This is a genomic window from Peribacillus sp. P4_D6, assembly GCF_056401795.1.
The window spans coordinates 58,543-78,105 of sequence record NZ_JBFUIQ010000011.1; the positions used below are offsets into that span (position 1 = coordinate 58,543).

16 protein-coding genes and 2 pseudogenes are annotated in these 19,563 nt (G+C 38.5%); 4 read left to right on the forward strand and 14 right to left on the reverse strand.

Annotated elements, in window-relative coordinates:
* Positions 1-546: 546 nt before the first annotated feature.
* The gene (locus tag AC1DVB_RS06270) at positions 547-927 is read left to right on the forward strand and encodes a helix-turn-helix domain-containing protein (protein WP_477588633.1); all 381 of its coding nucleotides are present in this window, start codon (positions 547-549) and stop codon (positions 925-927) included.
* Between the two features lie 291 nt (positions 928-1,218).
* On the opposite strand, the gene AC1DVB_RS06275 is transcribed toward AC1DVB_RS06270, so the two are convergent.
* Positions 1,219-3,102 (reverse strand): S8 family peptidase, encoded by a 1,884-nt coding sequence (locus tag AC1DVB_RS06275; protein ID WP_477588609.1) that lies wholly within the window; start codon positions 3,100-3,102, stop codon positions 1,219-1,221.
* Positions 3,103-3,347: 245 nt separating this feature from the next.
* Between AC1DVB_RS06275 and AC1DVB_RS06280 the strand changes: the two are divergent.
* Positions 3,348-3,557, forward strand: a pseudogene (locus tag AC1DVB_RS06280) (transposase); the annotation flags it as partial.
* 504 nt (positions 3,558-4,061) lie between these two features.
* Here AC1DVB_RS06280 and AC1DVB_RS06285 read toward each other — a convergent pair.
* From AC1DVB_RS06285 to AC1DVB_RS06310, 6 genes are read right to left on the reverse strand one after another with little or no spacing between them, the layout of a single operon-like run.
* On the reverse strand, positions 4,062-5,879 hold the full coding sequence (locus tag AC1DVB_RS06285) for an ABC transporter ATP-binding protein (RefSeq protein WP_477588611.1): 1,818 nt from the start codon (positions 5,877-5,879) through the stop codon (positions 4,062-4,064).
* 23 nt (positions 5,880-5,902) lie between these two features.
* A complete protein-coding gene (locus AC1DVB_RS06290; RefSeq protein ID WP_477588613.1) occupies positions 5,903-6,358 on the reverse strand; it encodes a hypothetical protein in 456 nt (151 codons plus the stop codon).
* Between the two features lie 11 nt (positions 6,359-6,369).
* Positions 6,370-6,885: a MauE/DoxX family redox-associated membrane protein gene (locus tag AC1DVB_RS06295; RefSeq protein ID WP_477588615.1), complete on the reverse strand. Its 516-nt coding sequence runs from the start codon at positions 6,883-6,885 to the stop codon at positions 6,370-6,372.
* A gap of 15 nt (positions 6,886-6,900) precedes the next feature.
* Positions 6,901-7,284 carry a DUF6941 family protein gene (locus AC1DVB_RS06300; RefSeq protein ID WP_477588617.1) on the reverse strand — a complete coding sequence of 128 codons (384 nt, stop codon included), beginning with the start codon at positions 7,282-7,284 and terminating at the stop codon, positions 6,901-6,903.
* 19 nt (positions 7,285-7,303) lie between these two features.
* Positions 7,304-7,729 (reverse strand): TlpA family protein disulfide reductase, encoded by a 426-nt coding sequence (locus tag AC1DVB_RS06305; RefSeq protein ID WP_477588619.1) that lies wholly within the window; start codon positions 7,727-7,729, stop codon positions 7,304-7,306.
* 20 nt (positions 7,730-7,749) lie between these two features.
* Positions 7,750-8,229 (reverse strand): hypothetical protein, encoded by a 480-nt coding sequence (locus AC1DVB_RS06310; protein WP_477588621.1) that lies wholly within the window; start codon positions 8,227-8,229, stop codon positions 7,750-7,752.
* 1,342 nt (positions 8,230-9,571) lie between these two features.
* Between AC1DVB_RS06310 and AC1DVB_RS06315 the strand changes: the two are divergent.
* A pseudogene (locus AC1DVB_RS06315) lies at positions 9,572-9,874 on the forward strand (transposase); the annotation flags it as partial.
* 475 nt (positions 9,875-10,349) lie between these two features.
* Positions 10,350-12,383: a serine hydrolase gene (locus AC1DVB_RS06320; RefSeq protein ID WP_477588623.1), complete on the forward strand. Its 2,034-nt coding sequence runs from the start codon at positions 10,350-10,352 to the stop codon at positions 12,381-12,383.
* 951 nt (positions 12,384-13,334) lie between these two features.
* On the opposite strand, the gene AC1DVB_RS06325 is transcribed toward AC1DVB_RS06320, so the two are convergent.
* The 7 genes from AC1DVB_RS06325 to AC1DVB_RS06355 form a co-directional block, all read right to left on the reverse strand.
* On the reverse strand, positions 13,335-14,042 hold the full coding sequence (locus tag AC1DVB_RS06325) for an ABC transporter ATP-binding protein (RefSeq protein WP_477588625.1): 708 nt from the start codon (positions 14,040-14,042) through the stop codon (positions 13,335-13,337).
* Positions 14,042-14,824, reverse strand: coding sequence for an ABC transporter ATP-binding protein (locus AC1DVB_RS06330; protein ID WP_034308746.1), 783 nt, complete (start codon positions 14,822-14,824; stop codon positions 14,042-14,044). The genes AC1DVB_RS06325 and AC1DVB_RS06330 overlap by 1 nt, the downstream gene beginning before the upstream one ends.
* On the reverse strand, positions 14,796-15,761 hold the full coding sequence (locus AC1DVB_RS06335) for a branched-chain amino acid ABC transporter permease (RefSeq protein WP_034308749.1): 966 nt from the start codon (positions 15,759-15,761) through the stop codon (positions 14,796-14,798). Before AC1DVB_RS06335 ends, AC1DVB_RS06330 begins: the two co-directional genes overlap by 29 nt.
* A 13-nt stretch (positions 15,762-15,774) precedes the next feature.
* Positions 15,775-16,653: a branched-chain amino acid ABC transporter permease gene (locus tag AC1DVB_RS06340; RefSeq protein ID WP_034308751.1), complete on the reverse strand. Its 879-nt coding sequence runs from the start codon at positions 16,651-16,653 to the stop codon at positions 15,775-15,777.
* A gap of 162 nt (positions 16,654-16,815) precedes the next feature.
* A complete protein-coding gene (locus AC1DVB_RS06345; protein WP_057276608.1) occupies positions 16,816-17,994 on the reverse strand; it encodes an ABC transporter substrate-binding protein in 1,179 nt (392 codons plus the stop codon).
* 549 nt (positions 17,995-18,543) lie between these two features.
* The gene (locus AC1DVB_RS06350) at positions 18,544-19,251 is read right to left on the reverse strand and encodes an ABC transporter ATP-binding protein (RefSeq protein WP_034308755.1); all 708 of its coding nucleotides are present in this window, start codon (positions 19,249-19,251) and stop codon (positions 18,544-18,546) included.
* The coding region (locus AC1DVB_RS06355; protein ID WP_477588629.1) for an ABC transporter ATP-binding protein at positions 19,251-19,563 on the reverse strand (313 nt) is incomplete at its 5' end. The genes AC1DVB_RS06350 and AC1DVB_RS06355, both read right to left, overlap by 1 nt.

The following is a 19,563-nucleotide window of genomic DNA, read 5'->3' on the forward strand; positions in this document are numbered from 1 at the left end:
TCCAATGAACAGCAAAATCGAGTTCGTTTACTTCGTCACAAATGTTACCCTATAGCTAGAGCCTTGATAAAGTTCTGTAGAGTTTAAGTTTTCAATGTGAGAAATTTGAGTAGATAATATAAACGGCAAAATTTTTAGAGTATTTAACTATCATGATAATGCGATTTTTTACCGTTCCTTATTAAGCATCATCAGCCTCTAGTACGATGTACTTATTGTTACAACTTTATAAAAAAACAAGGGTCTTTTTAAACATAAAATATATTTTAACACACTTTTTACAATTAGTAACATTGTTTTAATAATTGGACATAAATGTGATTTTAATTCCCTTGGAATATGAGTGAAAATATGATTATTATTAATTGCATGTGTGCACATTACATTAAAGCAAGGATTAGCCCGTTTATCTTCCAATGATTCAAGCATTTCTCCGTGATATTATATAGGGAATATAGACCAAGCGCTTAAGCCTACCACATATCAGATTAGCCCCTTATAAAATTTGTTAACAAATGATAAGTCTAAGGAGTGATACATTTGAAAGTGGAAGGTGTATATACTTATTTATGTGAAAGTTGTTCAACACTATTTGGCGTAGTATCTCGTTTTTCTGTAATGGAAGATAGAATTGATACACTGACGTGTCCCAAGTGTTCTAAGAAAGTAGCAGTTTGCATGGGAGAAGGGCATATAAATTACGCAAATCATGAAAGAAGGGAAGAAATAATAACGAACGAAACGGATGAGACTTCACAACTGCCGGAATTATTAACTGTAGAGCATTTGGCAGCTTATTTAAATGTTAGTGAAAGAACAGCTGATGAATACATGGGAAATCCCGATTTTCCTTTGATTCGTTTAAAAAGGTCCAAAAGGGTATTCAGGGATGACTTTTTAGCCTGGTTACAATCAAAGAAAGAATAAATGGTATGGAATTTGTATGGCTACTATAATTTTTAAAAGCAGAGGTGCTACGTAATGGCAGCACCTTATTTGTATTTTTCTTTTTACACGAATATGGCAATTTAGATTAGATCTGATTTATTGAATTTCTGCAAAGCTGCAGCGTCACCTTCATGACGTTCATTTTCCTCGACTGCTTATCTTGTTTTGTCTATTGCTTATTTTTTGCCCAAAACTGTTTCGTTTCCCCCCTTCAATTGAAACAAGAACAGCCCCCAATCAGATTATTGGGGGCTAATTCCTGTTTTTCTATCACTTTTTAACTGTTACTTTTCTTGATTCGCTTACGTTTTTCGCTTTATCTTTGGCATGAATATATAGGTTCTTTCCGGCTTTTTGCTTAGGGATTCTAACCGAGAATGTACCTTTGGTCGTTGCTGTTGCAGAGCCGATCACTTTTTTTGATGCTCTGATGTACACAGTGGAGTTAGCTTCTGCTTTGCCGGTTACTATTGTCGTTTTTGTCGTGACTGTGTTGACCGTCGGTTTACTTGGTGCTGTTTTGTCTGCGACGGTCACGGTTTTGATCGAGCTTATATTGCCTGCTTTATCGGTTGCTGTAACGGATAGGACTTTTCCGGCTTTTTGTTTTTTTGACATCGTTACGGTGAAATTCCCTGCGCTGTTGGAATTTGCTTTGCCTAGAACCGTTCTGCCGGTTTTGACAGTGACGGATGAGCTCGCTTCCGCTTTGCCGGTTACTTTTACGGTATTGTCACCTACCGTATTTACGGACGGTCTAGCAGGAGCTGTTTTATCTGCCACTTTAAATGAAACGGGTATACTTTTATTTCCCGATTTATCGATGAGCCTAGTAGAGATGGTCGTGCCGGCTGTTTGTTTTGCGATGGTCGCTGTAAACGTTTTTTCGCCGTTGATTTTCACTGTGGCGAGTTGTTTTTTATCGGTATAAATGGAGACGGTCCCCGTTTTGAAATCAGCCGGGATTTTACCATTGATCTTGGTGTCCTTATCGGATATCGCAGTCACGGACGGTTTGGTCAGCGTCTTCATTTCCAGTGCTTTTTTGGCATTGACCCGCCCGTTTCCATAGTAAATGTCTTTCCCTTTTGTACCTAGGTCCACGGCTGAATCATAGAGACGGTATTCAACCTCCGTTTTGTTGAGCTTTGGCTCATGGGACCAAATCAATGCCGCTACACCCGCCACCATTGGCGTCGCCATCGATGTTCCGCTCATCCAGCCGTATTTACCATTTGGCAAGGTTGAAAGGATGTCATCTCCAGGGGCCGCAATATCGACTGATGAATGGTAGTTGGAATAACTGGGACGTTTGTCACTTGAGTTAGTGGCAGCAACGGAAATGACGTGGCTGAATGCAGCTGGGTACACACGCTGTACATTTTTCCCCATATCCCCTTCATTCCCGGCAGCCGCGACGATCAGTACGCCTTTTTTATAGGCTTCCTGGACGGCCTTGTTCAAGGACTCCGAATAACTTGTGTCGCCTAAACTCATATTGATGATGTTTGCCTTTTGCTGAACGGCATAATGTATCGCGTCAATGATATCGGCCGTATCGGCATACTCCCCATCAAAGACGTTGATCGGCATTAGTTTAACGTTCGGGGCAACACCCGTTCCGCCTATGCCGTTGTTCGCAGAACCGGCAATGATGCCAGCGATATGCGTTCCATGCGCCCCTTTTGGTACGATATGCTTCCGATTCCGTATCGTATCATAGGCATTGACGATCCTCCCTTTTAAATCTTCGTGGTTGCGATCGATGCCGTCGTCAATGATCGCCACGATCAATTCCTTTGATCCCATTGATTTTGTCCACGCTGCACCCGTACCAAGCTTTTTATGGTGCCACTGGTCTATGTAGGCTGGATCGTTCGGGCTTTCCATCTTCTTGAAAAGATAGTTTGGTTCTGCATATTCCACATCCTTCTGTTCTTCAAGTTCCTCGATCAGGTTATCGGTTGATTCCCCTTTAGGAACCTCCACCTTTTCTATCAACTCGTTGATCGGCTCATCGCTCCTCTCTTTATACTTGACGATGACACCATCAGATTGCGGCGTCTCTTCCGCAGATGCAGCATCTGGCTGGTAGATTGGCAGAATCATAAACAGTAATAATACCGGCAATATAGCCTTAATAAGCTTGTGCATACAATCACTCCAAAAAATATGATTAAGAATAGCTATCGATGAGGTTATATCATGAACCAATTCTACTATTATTCCTAACTAGATTGTATACCGTCCGATAAGGTTTTACTAACCTTTTTATCTAGTTGAATTAACTTAATTGCACAACAAAAAAAACGCTATAAAGCGGTCTCAGATTGTCTACACTCTTTTTTGTTTTAAAATAGAAGTATAGCTGATGATTCTATTCAGCGAGATCTAATTAAATGATGACTTTGGATCAACCGGTGCAGCGAAACATTTGGTTCGTAAAATTGAGGCAGCCATTGACTTCTCTTTCAATTTATGATGTGGTGAAAGATATATATTCAGAGGTAGGGCGCCCAAGTATCGATCCAGTTATTCTAGTTAAACTGACATTCCTTCAATTTACATTCGTTATTCGTTCAATGCGTAAACGATTTAAGAAGTTGAAACAAAGTTTTAACCTCATCAACCAAATGCGCTGTGGCTTCCTCCTCAATAACTGATTGGATAGTAGACGATTATTTTAATAGTGGTGTAAGAATAGAAGCTTAGATCGATTATAAGGTTGTTAAATATCACCGAACTTAAAGAATATTACCAACTTTTATAACAAGCTGGATTCATGATTGAAGATATGAGAGAAGGCACTCAAAGACCTGAGGAATTTAATAGTAAAAGTGAATATAAACGAAGAATGAGTGGAGAAGGAAAGGGGTACCACCAACATTGCGTTAGTAGGACCCTAACTAGATATATTCTGAATAAAGTTTTAGATATAATGTTTTAAAATCAGAAAGTTAATAAAGATGAACGTTATCCAAACGCTACCCCTATCGATTAGTTTTTACTCTTGACCTACTCAACATCCTAACCATCTTCTATATTCATCAAAAAATTCCAGTAGCCATCAGCCGTCTTTTGATGTTGGTTAGAACTTCGGAATAGAGAGTGTTTTATGATACATACCATTGGGCTTGAGAAGAAAAAAATCGCTCATACTCTCCACCTTTGTTCATTAATTCAGTATGGCTTCCTTCTTCTACTAAAACTCCATTTTTTAATACTAAAATACGATCAACTTTTGTACAAATCCCTAATCGGTGAGTAATAAAGATAGCTGTTTTTTTATTTGTTATTTCTAAAAATTTTTCCAACAACTTAGCTTCAGATATAGGGTCCATAGCAGATGTAGGTTCATCCAATATAATAATATCTGAATTCTTAAATAATAATCTACTAAGGGCAATTTTTTGCCATTGGCCACCTGATAATTCTTGTCCTTCATTAAAAGAAGCACCTAACTCAGTATCTATACCATTTCTGAAAGATGTAATTGTCTCATTTAGACCTACAATGTTTGCAACTGTGTTAATTGCTTTACTGTCACCAATTAATTCTGTATGGCTTATTCCTATATTTTCACGAAAGGTGAGTTGATAATGAGAAAAATCTTGAAAAATGGCACTGAACCTTTCTCGAAGTTTGATAGGTTCAATCATATTTATATCAATACCTTGATAGTAAACTGTACCTTCTGTAGGTTTATATAATCCCATAAGACACTTTACTAAAGTACTTTTCCCTGCACCATTTTCTCCAACAATAGCAATTTTTTCACCTTTATTAATTCCAAAAGAAATAGAATCTAGCACTTTTTTCTTATTACCTGGATACGAAAAGGACACATTTTCAAATGAAATTTGTTCATAGCAATCATGGAAGTAAAAATCATTTGTATTCCCTTCCATAATCACCTCTTCTTCTAAAGACATAAACTCAAAATAGTCAGTCATATATACAGAGTCTGAATGCAATTGTCCTAGTTTATTTGAAATATTATTAATTAAATAAATTGATGATGATACTACCTGAGACAACGATAAAAATCCGCCTACAGACATTCGCCCTTTTATTGCTACCCAGAGTAAAAATCCAGAAAAGAATGCAATAGATAATTGACTTACTCCTACAATCGTAAGATTCGCTTTTGTAGCACTCTTTTCCAGAGTATATTGTTCATTCTCATTTTTCCAAAACAAGTTTTTCCATTTATTCATCAAGAATAAACCATGATTAAACACCCTTAGTTCCTTAGCAACCCCTCTGTCTTTTAGAATATCTGATAAATAATTAACACGACGTACAGTAGGGGTCTGGTCAAACATTTGTTTATATTTTTTATTACCATATTTCATTTCTACGAAAAGTGCTGGTACTATTAATATCATCATTAGAATAGGAAGACCCCAGTGAAATCTCATAAGTATAATAATATAACTAATTAATGTTATAATATTTTTTATAATTTCTAATGAATTATTGAATAAGCTTAAACCATTACCACTTACATTTTTAGCTCGTAACAGCTTATCATATGATTCAGGCACATCGAAGAAAACTAGGGGAAGTACTGTTGTTTTACTTAAAATTTGATGTTCAAAGAAGAAGTCTACTGCCTGTTTCATCTTGATATTCAATAAGTAATGAACTTGGGCTATTATTAATGAAAAAAGAGATACACCAACTTGAATTGACAGTAAAATAAAACCTTGTAAAAAATTTTCTTTACCTTGGAAAATATTAACTATAGTATCAACCATTTCCTTCATTACGTATATAGTTGCCAAGGGGATAAGTGCCTCTATTAAGTAGAGTAAAGAACTGATTACCAATAAAATTGGACTTATTCTCCATAACAAAGGAATAGTGTGCAAGAAATTATGAACTATTCTGGCTATTCCATGTTCACTGTTTGCTTTAATTATAATCAAACTCCCTCTCTAAGAAAATTATCTTAGATATAAATTACCCTTTCTTTTAAATTCCTATATAAAGAGTCAACCATAATATAACTAGGAAATTTACTTATTCCTAGTATGTTGCTGATAGAATTGCCTTTATCTATCCAAATTGTGTATTGTCCATCTATTTTTTTTTGCAAACTGTTTGCTTTCCATTCAGGACCATCAAAGACTAAAAATATATAAGAATTTGGATATTTCTCTTGCATATTTTTAACCAGTATCTCGTTATTTTTACTACTCATTGATAAGAATAATAGAATCTTTGTATAAGGTTTATTCATATTTATGGTTTTATTGTGTAACTCATTATTAAGGGCAAATATATCTTCAATTATTTTCATTTTTTGAATCGTTATTATCCTTTTGGATAATAAAATAATCATTAAAAGAGTTATCAGTGTCACTATCCATAAACTAAAATAAGAAAAATAAAATAGGGAAGACATAATAAATCCTCCTAAATTTTTATAAAATTATAAAACTTATAGGTCGTTCTTGAAAGTTGGATTAGTAAAGATATGGTTATAATAATTAGTAATATAAAAAGATGTTCTAATGAAAAGTTAATAGTCTTGTCTGCCATAATACCCATGACAGAAAAAATAAAAATAATTATATTTCTAAGTATAGCTGCAATCAGATTTGTGTGTTTTTCGCTTTCACCAAAACAGTTACAACTCACAGATTCTTTCTTATACCAAACATAAAAAAAAGCAGTATTAAACATTATCATTAAACAACAAACTATTATATAACTTATATCTAAGAAGATAAAAATAGAAAAGTTGATTGCTATGAATCCTTCTATGAAAATAATAAATAAAGAAAAGTATTTTACAAATTCCTTTTTTATAATGCCAAATTGAATTACAGCCATTTTAAACTGAGGATATGAAAAAAACTTCGAGACAAGTGATATCATAAAAAAAAGACCAAATATAATTGACTGTGCTCCAACAATAAACTCATTCATATTAAGCTATCTCCTTTACCTAGCAAGCTTAATATTTATTGGATAACTAGCATACTCATCTTCATCTATGTGAGCAATAATTTTTATATCCCCTAAAACAGTAAGAGGAAAACCTACGTCAAAATGAACATCTATACCTGGAACTTGATCAGGTTGACGATAATTACGAATAGAATAGTTGCCAATATATGATAACAAATTGTTTTCAGAATCTATTACTCTAACGGATAGATCTAGCAATTCGTCAACAGGTAAATTGAGTATCTTAACAAATATTGATAAATTTAAAAAAAATGGTAGTGTCGGTACTGTGATAGAGTTTAATACTTCGCCGAGATGATGCCTTTTGCTTGTTTCTACAAAATTAATAGAGTCACATGCAAGCAACTGCACATTCATTTAAAATCCTCCTTCTTCATTAACCCTTTATTATTTTATCTGTTAAAAATTTAAAATCGTCGTAATTATAAATAACCCCTTGATTAGTAATGGTTCCATTTTCATCAATAATTAAAGTGTAGGGAAAGGCAGTAACTTTTAACTCGCTCTTTATTTTACTTTCATCCATTGAAATAATAGGAAAATCCCAAGCAAAATATTCTTTCATCTCTTTATTATCTTCTATTTCCCCGGTGGAAAATAATATAAGATTATAAGGGAAATCTTTTTCTATTTCTGCAAGGAATGGCAATAGATCTATACAGTAGAGGCAATATGTAGAAACAAATATTAAAGCGGTCTTCTGATTAGTCTTTAATCTTATTCTTTCAGTGTCACCATTTAATAGTAATTCTGGAATAATCTCACCTGTTTGCAATGTATCTTTTTTTGATTTAATTAACACAAAAAAGCCCCCCTATTTATTCACATTACCAGCATGTCTTGATAAGACACTTTAATTAATGGTTTTGCAATTAATTCAAGGGTTCTAAGATCATTAAATATTCCGCAACCTACAATTTGCCCTACATTATTAATTACGAATACCCAAGGAATAACATTATGTCCTAATTCTTTATCAACTAGTTCCATATCACATAGTTCAATATTTAATTGAATACTAGTAGTTTCTTCAAGCCCTTTCTTTATTTCAACATCCGCATCTAAAAGCACTAAATATGCAAACCGATCATATTTGTTTTGAAAATCTACCATAGGCTCAAAATTACACGCTTCACATGTTGGATTCATAATAAATACGATGCTTCCCTTTTCTACATTTTTTATATAATTAAGATCTATAATTTTATCTTCTTTAACTTTCAAAGTATCTGGAAAATAAGTTCCCAGTAATACTTTAGGATCTTTACGCTTTAAGAATCTACGATGGTCTAAGTCCGACATTAATATTCCTCCAGAATTTAATCAAAAAAACTTTCATCAAATTTCGCTTCTAAAAATTGCTTTTTTGTATAAATACAAAGACCGGTAAAAACCGGTCTCCGATCAATAAAATCAGCAACAATTTCCTGTTGATTTATGATTGCAATAATAAGTAATCTCGTCCCCTGTTATATAATCATGGCAGTCAGTAGCAGTATTTTTCCATTTCATTTTACCACTCCCACAAGATGAACTTGCTTTACAATAATACTCTGTATAACTACGTTGTTCAGTAACAAATACTCCAGGACATCCACAAGACATAATCAATTCAACCTCTCATTACAAATTTTAGTACCTATTTATGTTATTTATTGAAAATATAAACAGGAACTTTTTCATAATAAACCAATTCATTCCATTTGTAAACTTTTTCAATATATTTTCTATTTAATATTTTTAGAGATTTCCTTAGTCTATTTGATAAAGTTATTTAGTTAGCGCTTATTTGGCCACTATGTATATTAATGGCTAGTCGGAATTGGTAACGAAGAAACATTATTTGATTTTTTTAATAAAGGTACTCTTATTTAAACTGTAATCTGTAGAGAGTAGACACTAAAAAAAGTGTCTGCCCTACAGGGGCTTTTTTTTGTACAATGGAATGATTACAGGCAGAGGAGAACGAAAAAATGGCTAAAAAGCTCTTTACAACAAAAGAAAAAGAGATATTGTCAACGTGAAATCAGTCAGTACTAAAGGAATTACATATACTGATGAGTTTAAACAGATATTTATTACTCATGCTAATAACGGTACGCCCGCTATAGAGATATTCGCAGGATTCGGATTTGATATTGAGATTATTGGGATTGATCGTGTACATTCCTCTAGAGACAGGTGACGTGCAGCATATCGCAAATGGCCTCCAAGATAACCGAAGTGGCCATTCTGACAGGCCTCGCGTAATGGAGCTTATCACTGATGAGAGATTCGCGAGTTGGAGGCAGAGAACAACTTATTAAAAGATGAGATTGAACTCTTAAAAAAGATCAGATATGCCGAAAGGGGGATAAGAAAAAAATAGCTCAGCTGAACAAAATTTATCCTTATTCGCTTTGTGATTGATAAGTACAAATTGAAAAACATAGTCACCCMTTTGTGCAAGTCCTGAGGGGAGACTATGGATTAAGCCCTTCGTGATATTATACTGAAAGTATTTAGATTCAAAACCACAAAAAAGGAGCTCGCCCCAAATCTAGATGATTTTGGCAGGTCAGTTCAAAATTTTCTATAACCTGAAAAGGATTCGAAGAATCAAATGCAAAGAAATTACAGCGACTTTACCATATTCATGTCCTTAGAAGGGTTCTTTGGCAAAAATGACTATGTTACCATGAACATTTTGATTGTTACCATTGCCCTTCGGGCGAAATTTTAAAGTACTCAACAACAAATAAAGAGGGTTATAGAAAGTACAAATCACCAAAACACATTTGTGCAACATGCTCATCTTCTATCACAGTGTACCGAAAGCAAAGACCATCAAAAAAGTGGTGACACGGGTATGCGTTGGACTACTTTAAGGGGACTTAAAAAATTGTCGATGCAGGCGATGCTTACTTTTGCTGCCATTAATTTAAAGAGGCTGGCCAATTGGACATGACAAGGTACAAATATGGCCTAAATTATTATTTTTACAAACGCCATTCTGTCCTAGGTAAATCCCTCTTTTCCCATATGCATGTTAACCCTAGAAATTACTTCCTTTCCTTAAAACACTCTTGTTACTGGTTTGTTTTTCATGAATAGGTCATACCTGTTTCCTCTTTCACTCCTCTTTATATTTTTATCAAGCACAATGAAAATCTCCCCTCCTCATTTATTGTTAATGCGTTAAAAACTGCTCTTTGATTCTAGGTGTTTTTCTGTCACATACGGTAGTGTCAAAATGTCATGGTTTCTATGACATAGCTATTAATACAGCCGTTTCCCACTCATTTTTTGTTGTTCTTTATAAATATGACAAAAGCTCACTATCGACTGTGACTCGCCGGTTGCTACACTTTGTTCATACGCTAACGAGCCGCTAACTCGTTGTGCTAACAAAAAATTTCAATCAATTAAAGGAGCGTACAAAAATGAAAAAAGCAATTAACAAACTGGGGATCGTTGCAATTCTTCTTACTTCTTCAACCATGATTTCTGCGTGTTCCCAACAATCGTTAGAAGCAGGAAAATCAAAACCATCGGAATCCACGGCTAATATCCAAATGACGAAAGGACCTAATAATAAAAAAGAAATAGAATCTTTTGCTGATCCGTTATTTGAAGAAAAAATGAAGCAGTTCAATGTGAACGGTTCTAGTTTTGTCGTCGTTCATGATGGAAAGGTCGTTGTCAATAAAGGGTATGGATATGCCGATAAAGAAAAGAAAATCCCCGTCACTAAGGACACGGTCTTTCAAATCGGTTCAGTCACGAAAACTTTTACTGCTTTGGCTGTGATGCAGCAAGTCGATAAAGGAAAGCTTAAACTTGATCAAGACGTACAAAAATATTTTGGTGGATTACAAATACCTAATCAAACTGGAAAACCTCTTACCCTGTTTGATATGCTCACTTATACCAGCGGGGTGGATTTTCCCGATCTTACAAACATAACTGGACCTGAATATATTAATAATAATAATAGTATACCGATGAAAGAATTTTTCTCTAAACAAATGCCAACTGTGGTACGGCCACCAGGAGAAGTTTATACGTATGACAACGTCGGATTTGCGCTCGCAGGGTTTGCAGTGGAGAATGCTACCAACACCCCTTTCTCGAAATATATGGAAAAGAATATTTTCAAACCATTAGATATGAAATCTACAAGCATGAGCTTTACGCCTGATCTTCTCGAAAAAATGGCCACACCTTATGGTCCCACTGGCGATCCGATTCCAGCAAGCGGGAGCGGTTTAAGGGATACACCACAAGGAGGCATTTTATCTACTGCGGAAGACATGTCAAAATACATGATTATGCAACTACAGAAAGGAAAGTTTAAAGACAAGGAAATTGTAAGTAAAAAAAGCTTGGATATGATGCATGCCTATCAAGTTTTTGATGATAAGACGATTCCTGTTGCGACAATTGGATTTGAAACGCCTTTTAATGAATTTGCTAACGGTCAACATGTTGTAATAAAAGGGGGAAGCATGCCTGGACATCAATCACTGCTGATTTTAGTGCCTGAACAAAAAACAGCATTCTTCATGTCTTACAATAATGATTCAATGATGAGTGTAGACATATATGAAACTCTCATGGATCACTATTTCCCTGCTAAGAAGAATGAAGGAAAAACAAGTTATCTCCCGTTAGAGGAAAAAGAAGCTCATAAATACTTCGGCTTATTCCAAAATACGCGTTTCGCTGCACTTCGCACTCATTTTACTTATGAAAATGGGAACTTGGTCATGGAGAGTGGATTTGGAAAACAAGTTCTCAAAATGATTCATCCGTTGTTATTTGAAGATTCGGAAGGCAGCAAAGTTGCTTTCAAAAAGAATTCAGCTGGAGAAATCGCATATTTTCACTACAACTCTCCTAAAAGCCTTGATTTTGTAGCAGATGCCCAGAGATTTAACAACAAACCACCTTTTGATGACGTTCCACAAAAGAATAACTATAGAAGTCACATTGATAATCTTCATGCTCTAAATATTATGGGTGCTAAAACAGGTAATCTATTCAAACCGATGGACATCATGACACAAGGAGAGTTTGCGGATACGTTGTTACTTGCTTATGGATGGAACGGTTTTCCAGACGACTCCAAGGTGGCAAGGGAAAAAGTTATGAAAGGAATTCTAGGGTATGACCGTGCAACTCCGATTACCCGACAGGTCGCAGCAACCATGATTCAAAACTTAAAGCAAATTCATGACATGAAACCGATTCAACCTGACAAAGCTATTAAAGTTAAATTACTTGATGCTGCGGATGACTGGGCAATTCAATCGATTCAGGCACTTGCCTCCCAAGGAATTCTAGACCCTGATACTTCCATCAATGCCGACGGATCCATTACCTTCCGTCCGAAGGATTTGTTACTGCGTCAAGAAGCAAGTGCTTTGCTGGATTTAGCTTTTGGATATCATGCACTACCTAACAAACAGCAGTAGATATTAAAAAAATTGGATGCTGATGAGAAACCAACATCCAGCTAAAATAATACAAAAAATTCGACTTTGTAAGACCTTTATGAAAACGGAAACGCTTCTATAGATAATGTTATTGCATTTAAAGAAGGAACCTATCATGAAATATGATAGGTTCCTTCTTTGTTATATAGGGGGAATCATACTTACCATCAACTTAAGAAATTAATTGTTCCCAAAAACGAAAAAATGAGCCAAAATCTCATAAATAACTGTGGAGGGGTAAACCTTTCGTTATGGGGGTAATTAAAAATCTTAGCTTGATGGGCATGGGATTCTATCTACGAGACGCGAGACTCCTGCGAGTTTGGCTGCAGTTTTTTTGGTTTGTAAAACTCGAACCGTTGATTTCCACTCCAGGCACTCGCTTTCCGCGGGCGGTCCGTGAGCCTCCTCGACGCTTCGCGCCTGCGGGGTCTCCCCTGGACTCGCATTTCCCGCAGGAGTCTCGTACCCTCCGTTCCAATCAACTTTGTTTTAACAGTAAGATAGAACTTCATTTGCTACAAATTTTTTTGAGGGTTTGTAAAATATGAACGTTGATTTCCACTCCAGGCATTCGCTTTCCGCGGGCGGTCCGGGAGCCCCTCGGCTCTCGTTTTTCCTCGAATATATCTCCAGTCAGTCTGGGAGTTCCGATTGGTCTAATCCTAAACCATGATTTTAAAACAAGACTAGATTATTCTTCATGTTTTTTTACTGTAATCCTTAWWGGATGGAAGAAATTTGCGACACTCCTGCCGAATTACTGGCTRGCCGAGACACCGCAGCCGCTAGGCGAGGAGGCTTGGCAGACAGTCGGCGGAAAGGGAGGGATTTCTGAAATCAACTGGAACCTTTTTAAAATAAAAAAACTGCAGCCAAACTCGCTTTTTCCTCGAGTTCGTCTGCAGTCTGTAATCGCTATAAAACGGTTTAATGTCCGCCTAAATAGGCATTCTTGATTTCTTCGCTTGCGGTCAGTTCCTCTGATTTGCCTGATAGGACGATTCGGCCGGTTTCGACAACATAGGCTCTGTCAGCGATGGATAGTGCTAAGTTGGCATTTTGTTCGACCAGAAGAATCGTCGTACCTGTTTTATTGATTTCTTCGATGATATGAAAGATTTGCTTCACTAATAATGGAGCAAGACCCATCGATGGCTCGTCCAGTAATAGAAGCCGGGGCTTGGCCATGAGTGCCCTGCCCATTGCGAGCATTTGCTGTTCCCCGCCGGAAAGGGTTCCGGATTGCTGTTTCAGACGCTCCAGCAAACGCGGGAATAATTCATAGACTTTCTCCATGTCCTGCTTGATGCCTGCCTTATCCTTGCGCAGATAAGCACCTAGCTGAAGGTTTTCTTCGACGGTCATGTTAGCAAAGACCCGCCGGCCTTCAGGGACATGGGAAATGCCCATTTTCACGATGGATTGCGCTGCCTTCCCTCCGATGGAATCCCCTTCGTATATGATCTTCCCTTGTTTTGGTTTTAAAAGGCCGGAAATGCTTTTCAGCAACGTGCTTTTCCCGGCTCCGTTCGCCCCGATCAGGGTTACGATTTCGCCTTCGTTAATAGAAAGCGAGACTCCTTTCAAGGCTTGAATGTTTCCGTAATAGACGTTGATGTCCTCGATTTTTAACATTATGAAACCTCCTCGCCCAGATAGGCCTCGATGACTTTTGGATTGTTACGGATTTCCTCTGGCTTTCCTTGAGCGATCAGTTGTCCGTGATCGAGTACATATATGCGTTCGCAAACACCCATGACGAGCGGCATATCATGTTCTATCAATAATACGGTCAAATCGAATTTCTCACGGATGAGGGCAATCAGGTTCATGAGTTCGTGCGTTTCCTGAGGGTTCATCCCCGCTGCCGGTTCATCGAGCAAAAGCAGTTTCGGGTTGGCGGCAAGGGCACGGGCGATTTCCAAACGTCTTTGTTTACCATATGGCAGGTTCTTTGCCTTTTCATCCTTATATTGATCAAGGTTGAAGATCTTCAGGAACTCAATCGCTTTTTCATCCATTTCCTTTTCGCCTTTAAAATGGATCGGCATGCGGAAGATCGAACTTAAGATTCCATGCTTCGAAAGCGAATGATAGGCCACTTTTACATTGTCGATCACCGATAGTTCGCTGAATAAGCGAATGTTCTGAAATGTCCGGCTGATCCCTTTTTGCGTGATTTTATATGGAGGCAGTTTTCTTAAGTTCTCACCTTCCAAAGAAATGGTGCCCTCCGTCGGGACGTAAACTCCTGTCAGCAAGTTAAAGAAAGTGGTTTTTCCAGCGCCGTTCGGCCCGATCAAGCCAATTAGTTCTCCTGGATATAATTCGACGTTAACATCAGAAACGGCTTTAAGCCCTCCGAACTGGATGCCGACCGAATCGACTTTAAGCAGCGGTGTTTTTATTTTTTTCATGGCTGCTTCCTCCTTTACGTTTGAACATGGATGTTATCTCTTTGGTACCCATTAAACCTTGCGGGCGATAGAGCATCATCACGATAAGCACAAGACTGTAGATGATCATTCGTGTTTCCGGATAATCCTGCAGGAAAGTCGTGACTACCGTCAGTAATATCGCTGCCAATACGGCACCGGAAAGACTTCCAAGACCGCCAAGTACGACAAGGATCAAAATATCAAATGATTTCAGGAATCCAAAGTTCGATGGCTGGATGATATAGAAGTTATGAGCGTAGAGCCCCCCAGCGATACCGGCAAAAAAAGCACCGATGGCAAAGGCGACAACTTTATAATAGGTCGTGTTGATTCCCATCGAATCGGCAGCCGTTTCGTCCTCGCGGATCGATATGCAGGCTCTTCCGTGGGTCGAGCTAGTAAAGTTTCGGATGACGATGATCGTTACGATGACGGATGCGAATACCCACGGCCAAGTGGTCAAATGGGAAACCTGCATGCCGCTCGCCCCGCCGACATAATCGATATTCAAAAGCATGATCCGGACGATTTCCCCAAAACCCAGCGTCGCAATCGCCAGATAGTCACCTTTTAAGCGTAAGCTAGGAATTCCGATGATCAATCCTGCCAGCGCTGACGCCAAACCGCCGACTATCAATGCCGCATAAAATGGCATTTCCAGCTTCATCGTCATGACGGCTGAAGCATAGGCACCGACTGCCAGGAATCCGGCATGCCCGATGGAGAACTGCCCGGTTATCCCGATGATCAAGTGCAGGCTCGCTGCCAGAATGATATTGATCCCGATGAACATGAGCGTATTTTGATAAAAAGGATTTAGCGATCCGCCGCCGATTAACACTTGAACTACGGCGAAAAAGATCAATGATAGTGAAATCGAGAGCCAAAAACCTTTTGCTCGCTTAATTGTAGTCATTGCTTTGTCTCCCCTATACTTTTTCTTTTTTGTTTTTACCGAATAAGCCTTGTGGCATGAAAATCAAGATAAGAATCAGTACGACGAAGGCTACAGCATCACGCCATAATGAGTAACCGGCGGCACTGACCAAAGCTTCGATGACTCCTAGCAATAGGCCACCGACCATCGCGCCCGGTATAATCCCGATCCCTCCAAGTACGGCGGCAACGAATGCCTTCAATCCCGGAAGCACACCCATGAGCGGCTCGATCTTAATATAGTAAATACCGAAAATGACGCCCGCTGCCCCAGCCAATGCGGAACCGATTGCAAAGGTGGCAGAAATCGTGTTATCGACATTTATACCCATCAGCTTAGCTGCATCCGCATCGTAGGAAACGGCACGCATCGCTTTTCCAATTTTCGATTTATGAACGATGATTTGAAGGATGATCATYAAGACTACAGCCACTCCAAAAATCAAAATCGATTGACTATTGATGGAAACTCCAAAAATATTGAACTTGTCTGTCGGCAATACATCATTCGGATAAGCTTCCGGCTGTGCACCGCGGACGTAGATGAATCCGTATTCGATCAAAAGGGAAACACCGATGGCAGTGATAAGTGCCGCGATACGCGTTGCGTTACGCAATGGCTTGTACGCGATACGTTCGATCAATACTCCAAACAGAGCACAGACCGTCATCGAGATTAATAGGGCGGGCACGAATGACAGATCCAGGACCGTTATTGAGTAAAACCCAACGAATGAGCCGACCATGAATACATCGCCATGTGCGAAGTTTATCAATTTAACTATCCCGTAAACCATCGTATATCCGAGAGCGATAAGGGCATAAATACTTCCTAATGAAACCCCGTTAATTAACTGTTGTATCAATTCCATGTTCGACTCTCCTTGAAAATCTAATTTTATGAGTGATTAGTCCAGACTCTTTTCATTCCGCTAAGGGGATGTTCAGCACCCGGTATGCTTGAAAAATGAGAATTCGCCAGCACCTTCTTATTAAGGAAGGGCCGGCGAAAGGGTTTGAGTTGTTCTCCGAAATTAAGGATTGATTTTTGTGTTGAATACTTGTTTTCCTTCTTTAAATTCAAGGATGGTGGCTGATTTGATTGGATTATGTTTTTCATCCAATGTGAATGTACCTGTAACAAGCTCAAGGTCGGCCGTTTTTTCCAGCGCTTCTTTGATTTTTTCCGAATCCGCTGAACCAGCACGTTTAATCGCGTCTGCAAGGAAGTATCCTGTGTCATATCCTAGGGCATTGAATGCATCCGGGGATTTATCTTTGTATTTTGCTTTAAACGCTGACACAAAATTCTGAATTTTCTTATCAGGATCACCTGAAGAATAGTGGTTCGTGATGAACGTATTATTTAGAGCTTTTGCACCGGCAATTTCAACTAGCTTAGGAGAATCCCAGCCGTCGCCGCCCATGAATGGAACGTCAAGTCCAGTTTCCCGTGCCTGCTTCACGATTAGACCAGCTTCCTCATAGTAACCAGGAAGGAAAATGAAATCAGGTTTTGCCGATTTCAAACGAGTCAATGTGGAACGGAAATCAGTATCCTTCGCAATGTAAGCTTCCTGAGCAACAACTTTTCCGCCATTCTTTTCGAATTGTTCTTTAAAGGCTGCGGCTAACCCTTTTGAATAATCACTTGAGCTGTCAATATAGATGGCTGCACTTTTCGCTTTGATTTCTTTAGCGGCAAAGTTTGCAGCTACCGTCCCTTGGAACGGATCGATGAAGCTTGTCCTGAAAACGTAATCGTTCAATTTATCCTTGCTGAAAGTAATGTCAGGGCTTGTACCAGAAGGTGAGATGACCGGCACTTTATTATCTTGGGCAATCTGTACTTGTGCAATCGAGTTCGTGCTTGTTGCTGCGCCCACGATCGCTGCAACCTGATCTTGCGATGTCAGCTTGATCGCCCCGCTTGTCGCTTCGGACGCTTCAGATTTATTATCGACTTTAATTAGTTTGATTTTTTTACCGTCAATGCCTTCTTTATTGATTTCTGCAGTTGCAAGCTCCAGACCTTCTGCAATCGATTGTCCATATGAAGCTACACCGCCTGATAATTCAAGGTTGACACCGATTTTGATCGTATCTCCATCCCCGCTTGATTTTTCAGATGAACCAGAGCCGGAACAACCCGCTAGCACTCCTGCAGCAAGTGATAGAGAAAGGAATGCACTTGCTAATTTTTTCTTTTTCATAAATAATCCCCCCATTTTGTAATCAAGCTCTGATGCATGAATATTTATTCATGATCCTTCAGAAAAAAATTGATTAGATGAAATGTTTCAAATTAAATTAATATTTCGAAAAATAGTTTACCGCATAATTTTCATTCCGTCTATACAATAATTGCGAGAAGATTTCGGTAATTAGGATATTTTTCACAGGTAGTGCTCTATCATTTTTATCTTTATATATTTTAAATATTGCGACAATAGGCGATATAATCAGATAAAACGGATAATTAAATTATATTGATATTATAAATTCCTTACTTACAGATCAAAAAATTTTATTCATTCTCTAATTTTTATCATCCTATTAATTACATTTTTACCAAAATACAAGTATATTGATAGGGAATTAAACCCAGTTTTTTCGTGTTTTTTTAGTCTTAATTCCTATATCAAAATTGAATAATACTATATTGGATGTATAAAATCATGCATGAAACCCTGTGCTTTTTTATCTTTTTGCATATTTTGCATAACCCGATCAACAAACAAAAAAACCGCCAAACGGCGGTTTTAGTGGCCTCCTAAATAGGCCATTTTAATTTCTTCACTTGATGTTAGTTCCTCGGCATTGCCCGACAGGACGATTCGGCCCGTTTCAACGACATACGCCCGATCTGCAATGGATAAGGCGAGGTTGGCGTTTTGCTCGACCAAAAGGATCGTTGTGCCGGACTCACTGATTTCCTGGATGATGTTGAATATTTGCTTCACCAGAAGCGGTGCAAGGCCCATCGAAGGTTCATCGAGCAGTAATAATCGCGGTTTCGCCATTAAGGCCCTGCCCATTGCAAGCATCTGCTGTTCGCCGCCTGAAAGCGTGCCAGCCTGCTGTTTGATTCTTTCCAGCAGCCTTGGAAATAGCTCGTATACCTTTTCCATATCCTTATGGATGCCATCCTTGTCTTTTCGCAAATAAGCTCCAAGCTCCAGGTTTTCGGCCACCGTCATGTTGGCGAAGACACGTCGTCCTTCAGGCACATGGGATATGCCCAGTTTCACGATGGCCTGTGCCGCTTTTCCCCCAATCGAATCGCCTTCGAACAGAACTTTTCCTTGCTTTGGTTTTAACAGACCGGAAATCGTTTTGAGCAGCGTGCTTTTTCCCGCTCCGTTCGCCCCGATCAAAGTCACGATTTCCCCTTCATTTATCTCCATGGAAACCCCTTTTAGCGCTTGGATATTGCCGTAATAAACATTGATGTCCTCTATTTTCAGCATCAGGAAACCTCCTCCCCTAGATATGCCTCGATAACCTTTGGATCGTTGCGGATTTCATCCGGCTTTCCGTGAGCGATGAGCTGTCCATGATCAAGGACATAAATCCGTTCGCATACACCCATGACCAGTGACATATCATGTTCGATTAGCAAAACGGTAAGGTTGAACTCCTTCCGGATAAAAGCAATGAGGTTCATTAATTCTTTCGTTTCATGGGGGTTCATCCCGGCTGCCGGTTCATCCAGTAAAAGAAGTTTCGGATTGGCGGCAAGGGCACGGGCGATTTCCAGCCGCCTTTGCTGTCCGTATGGA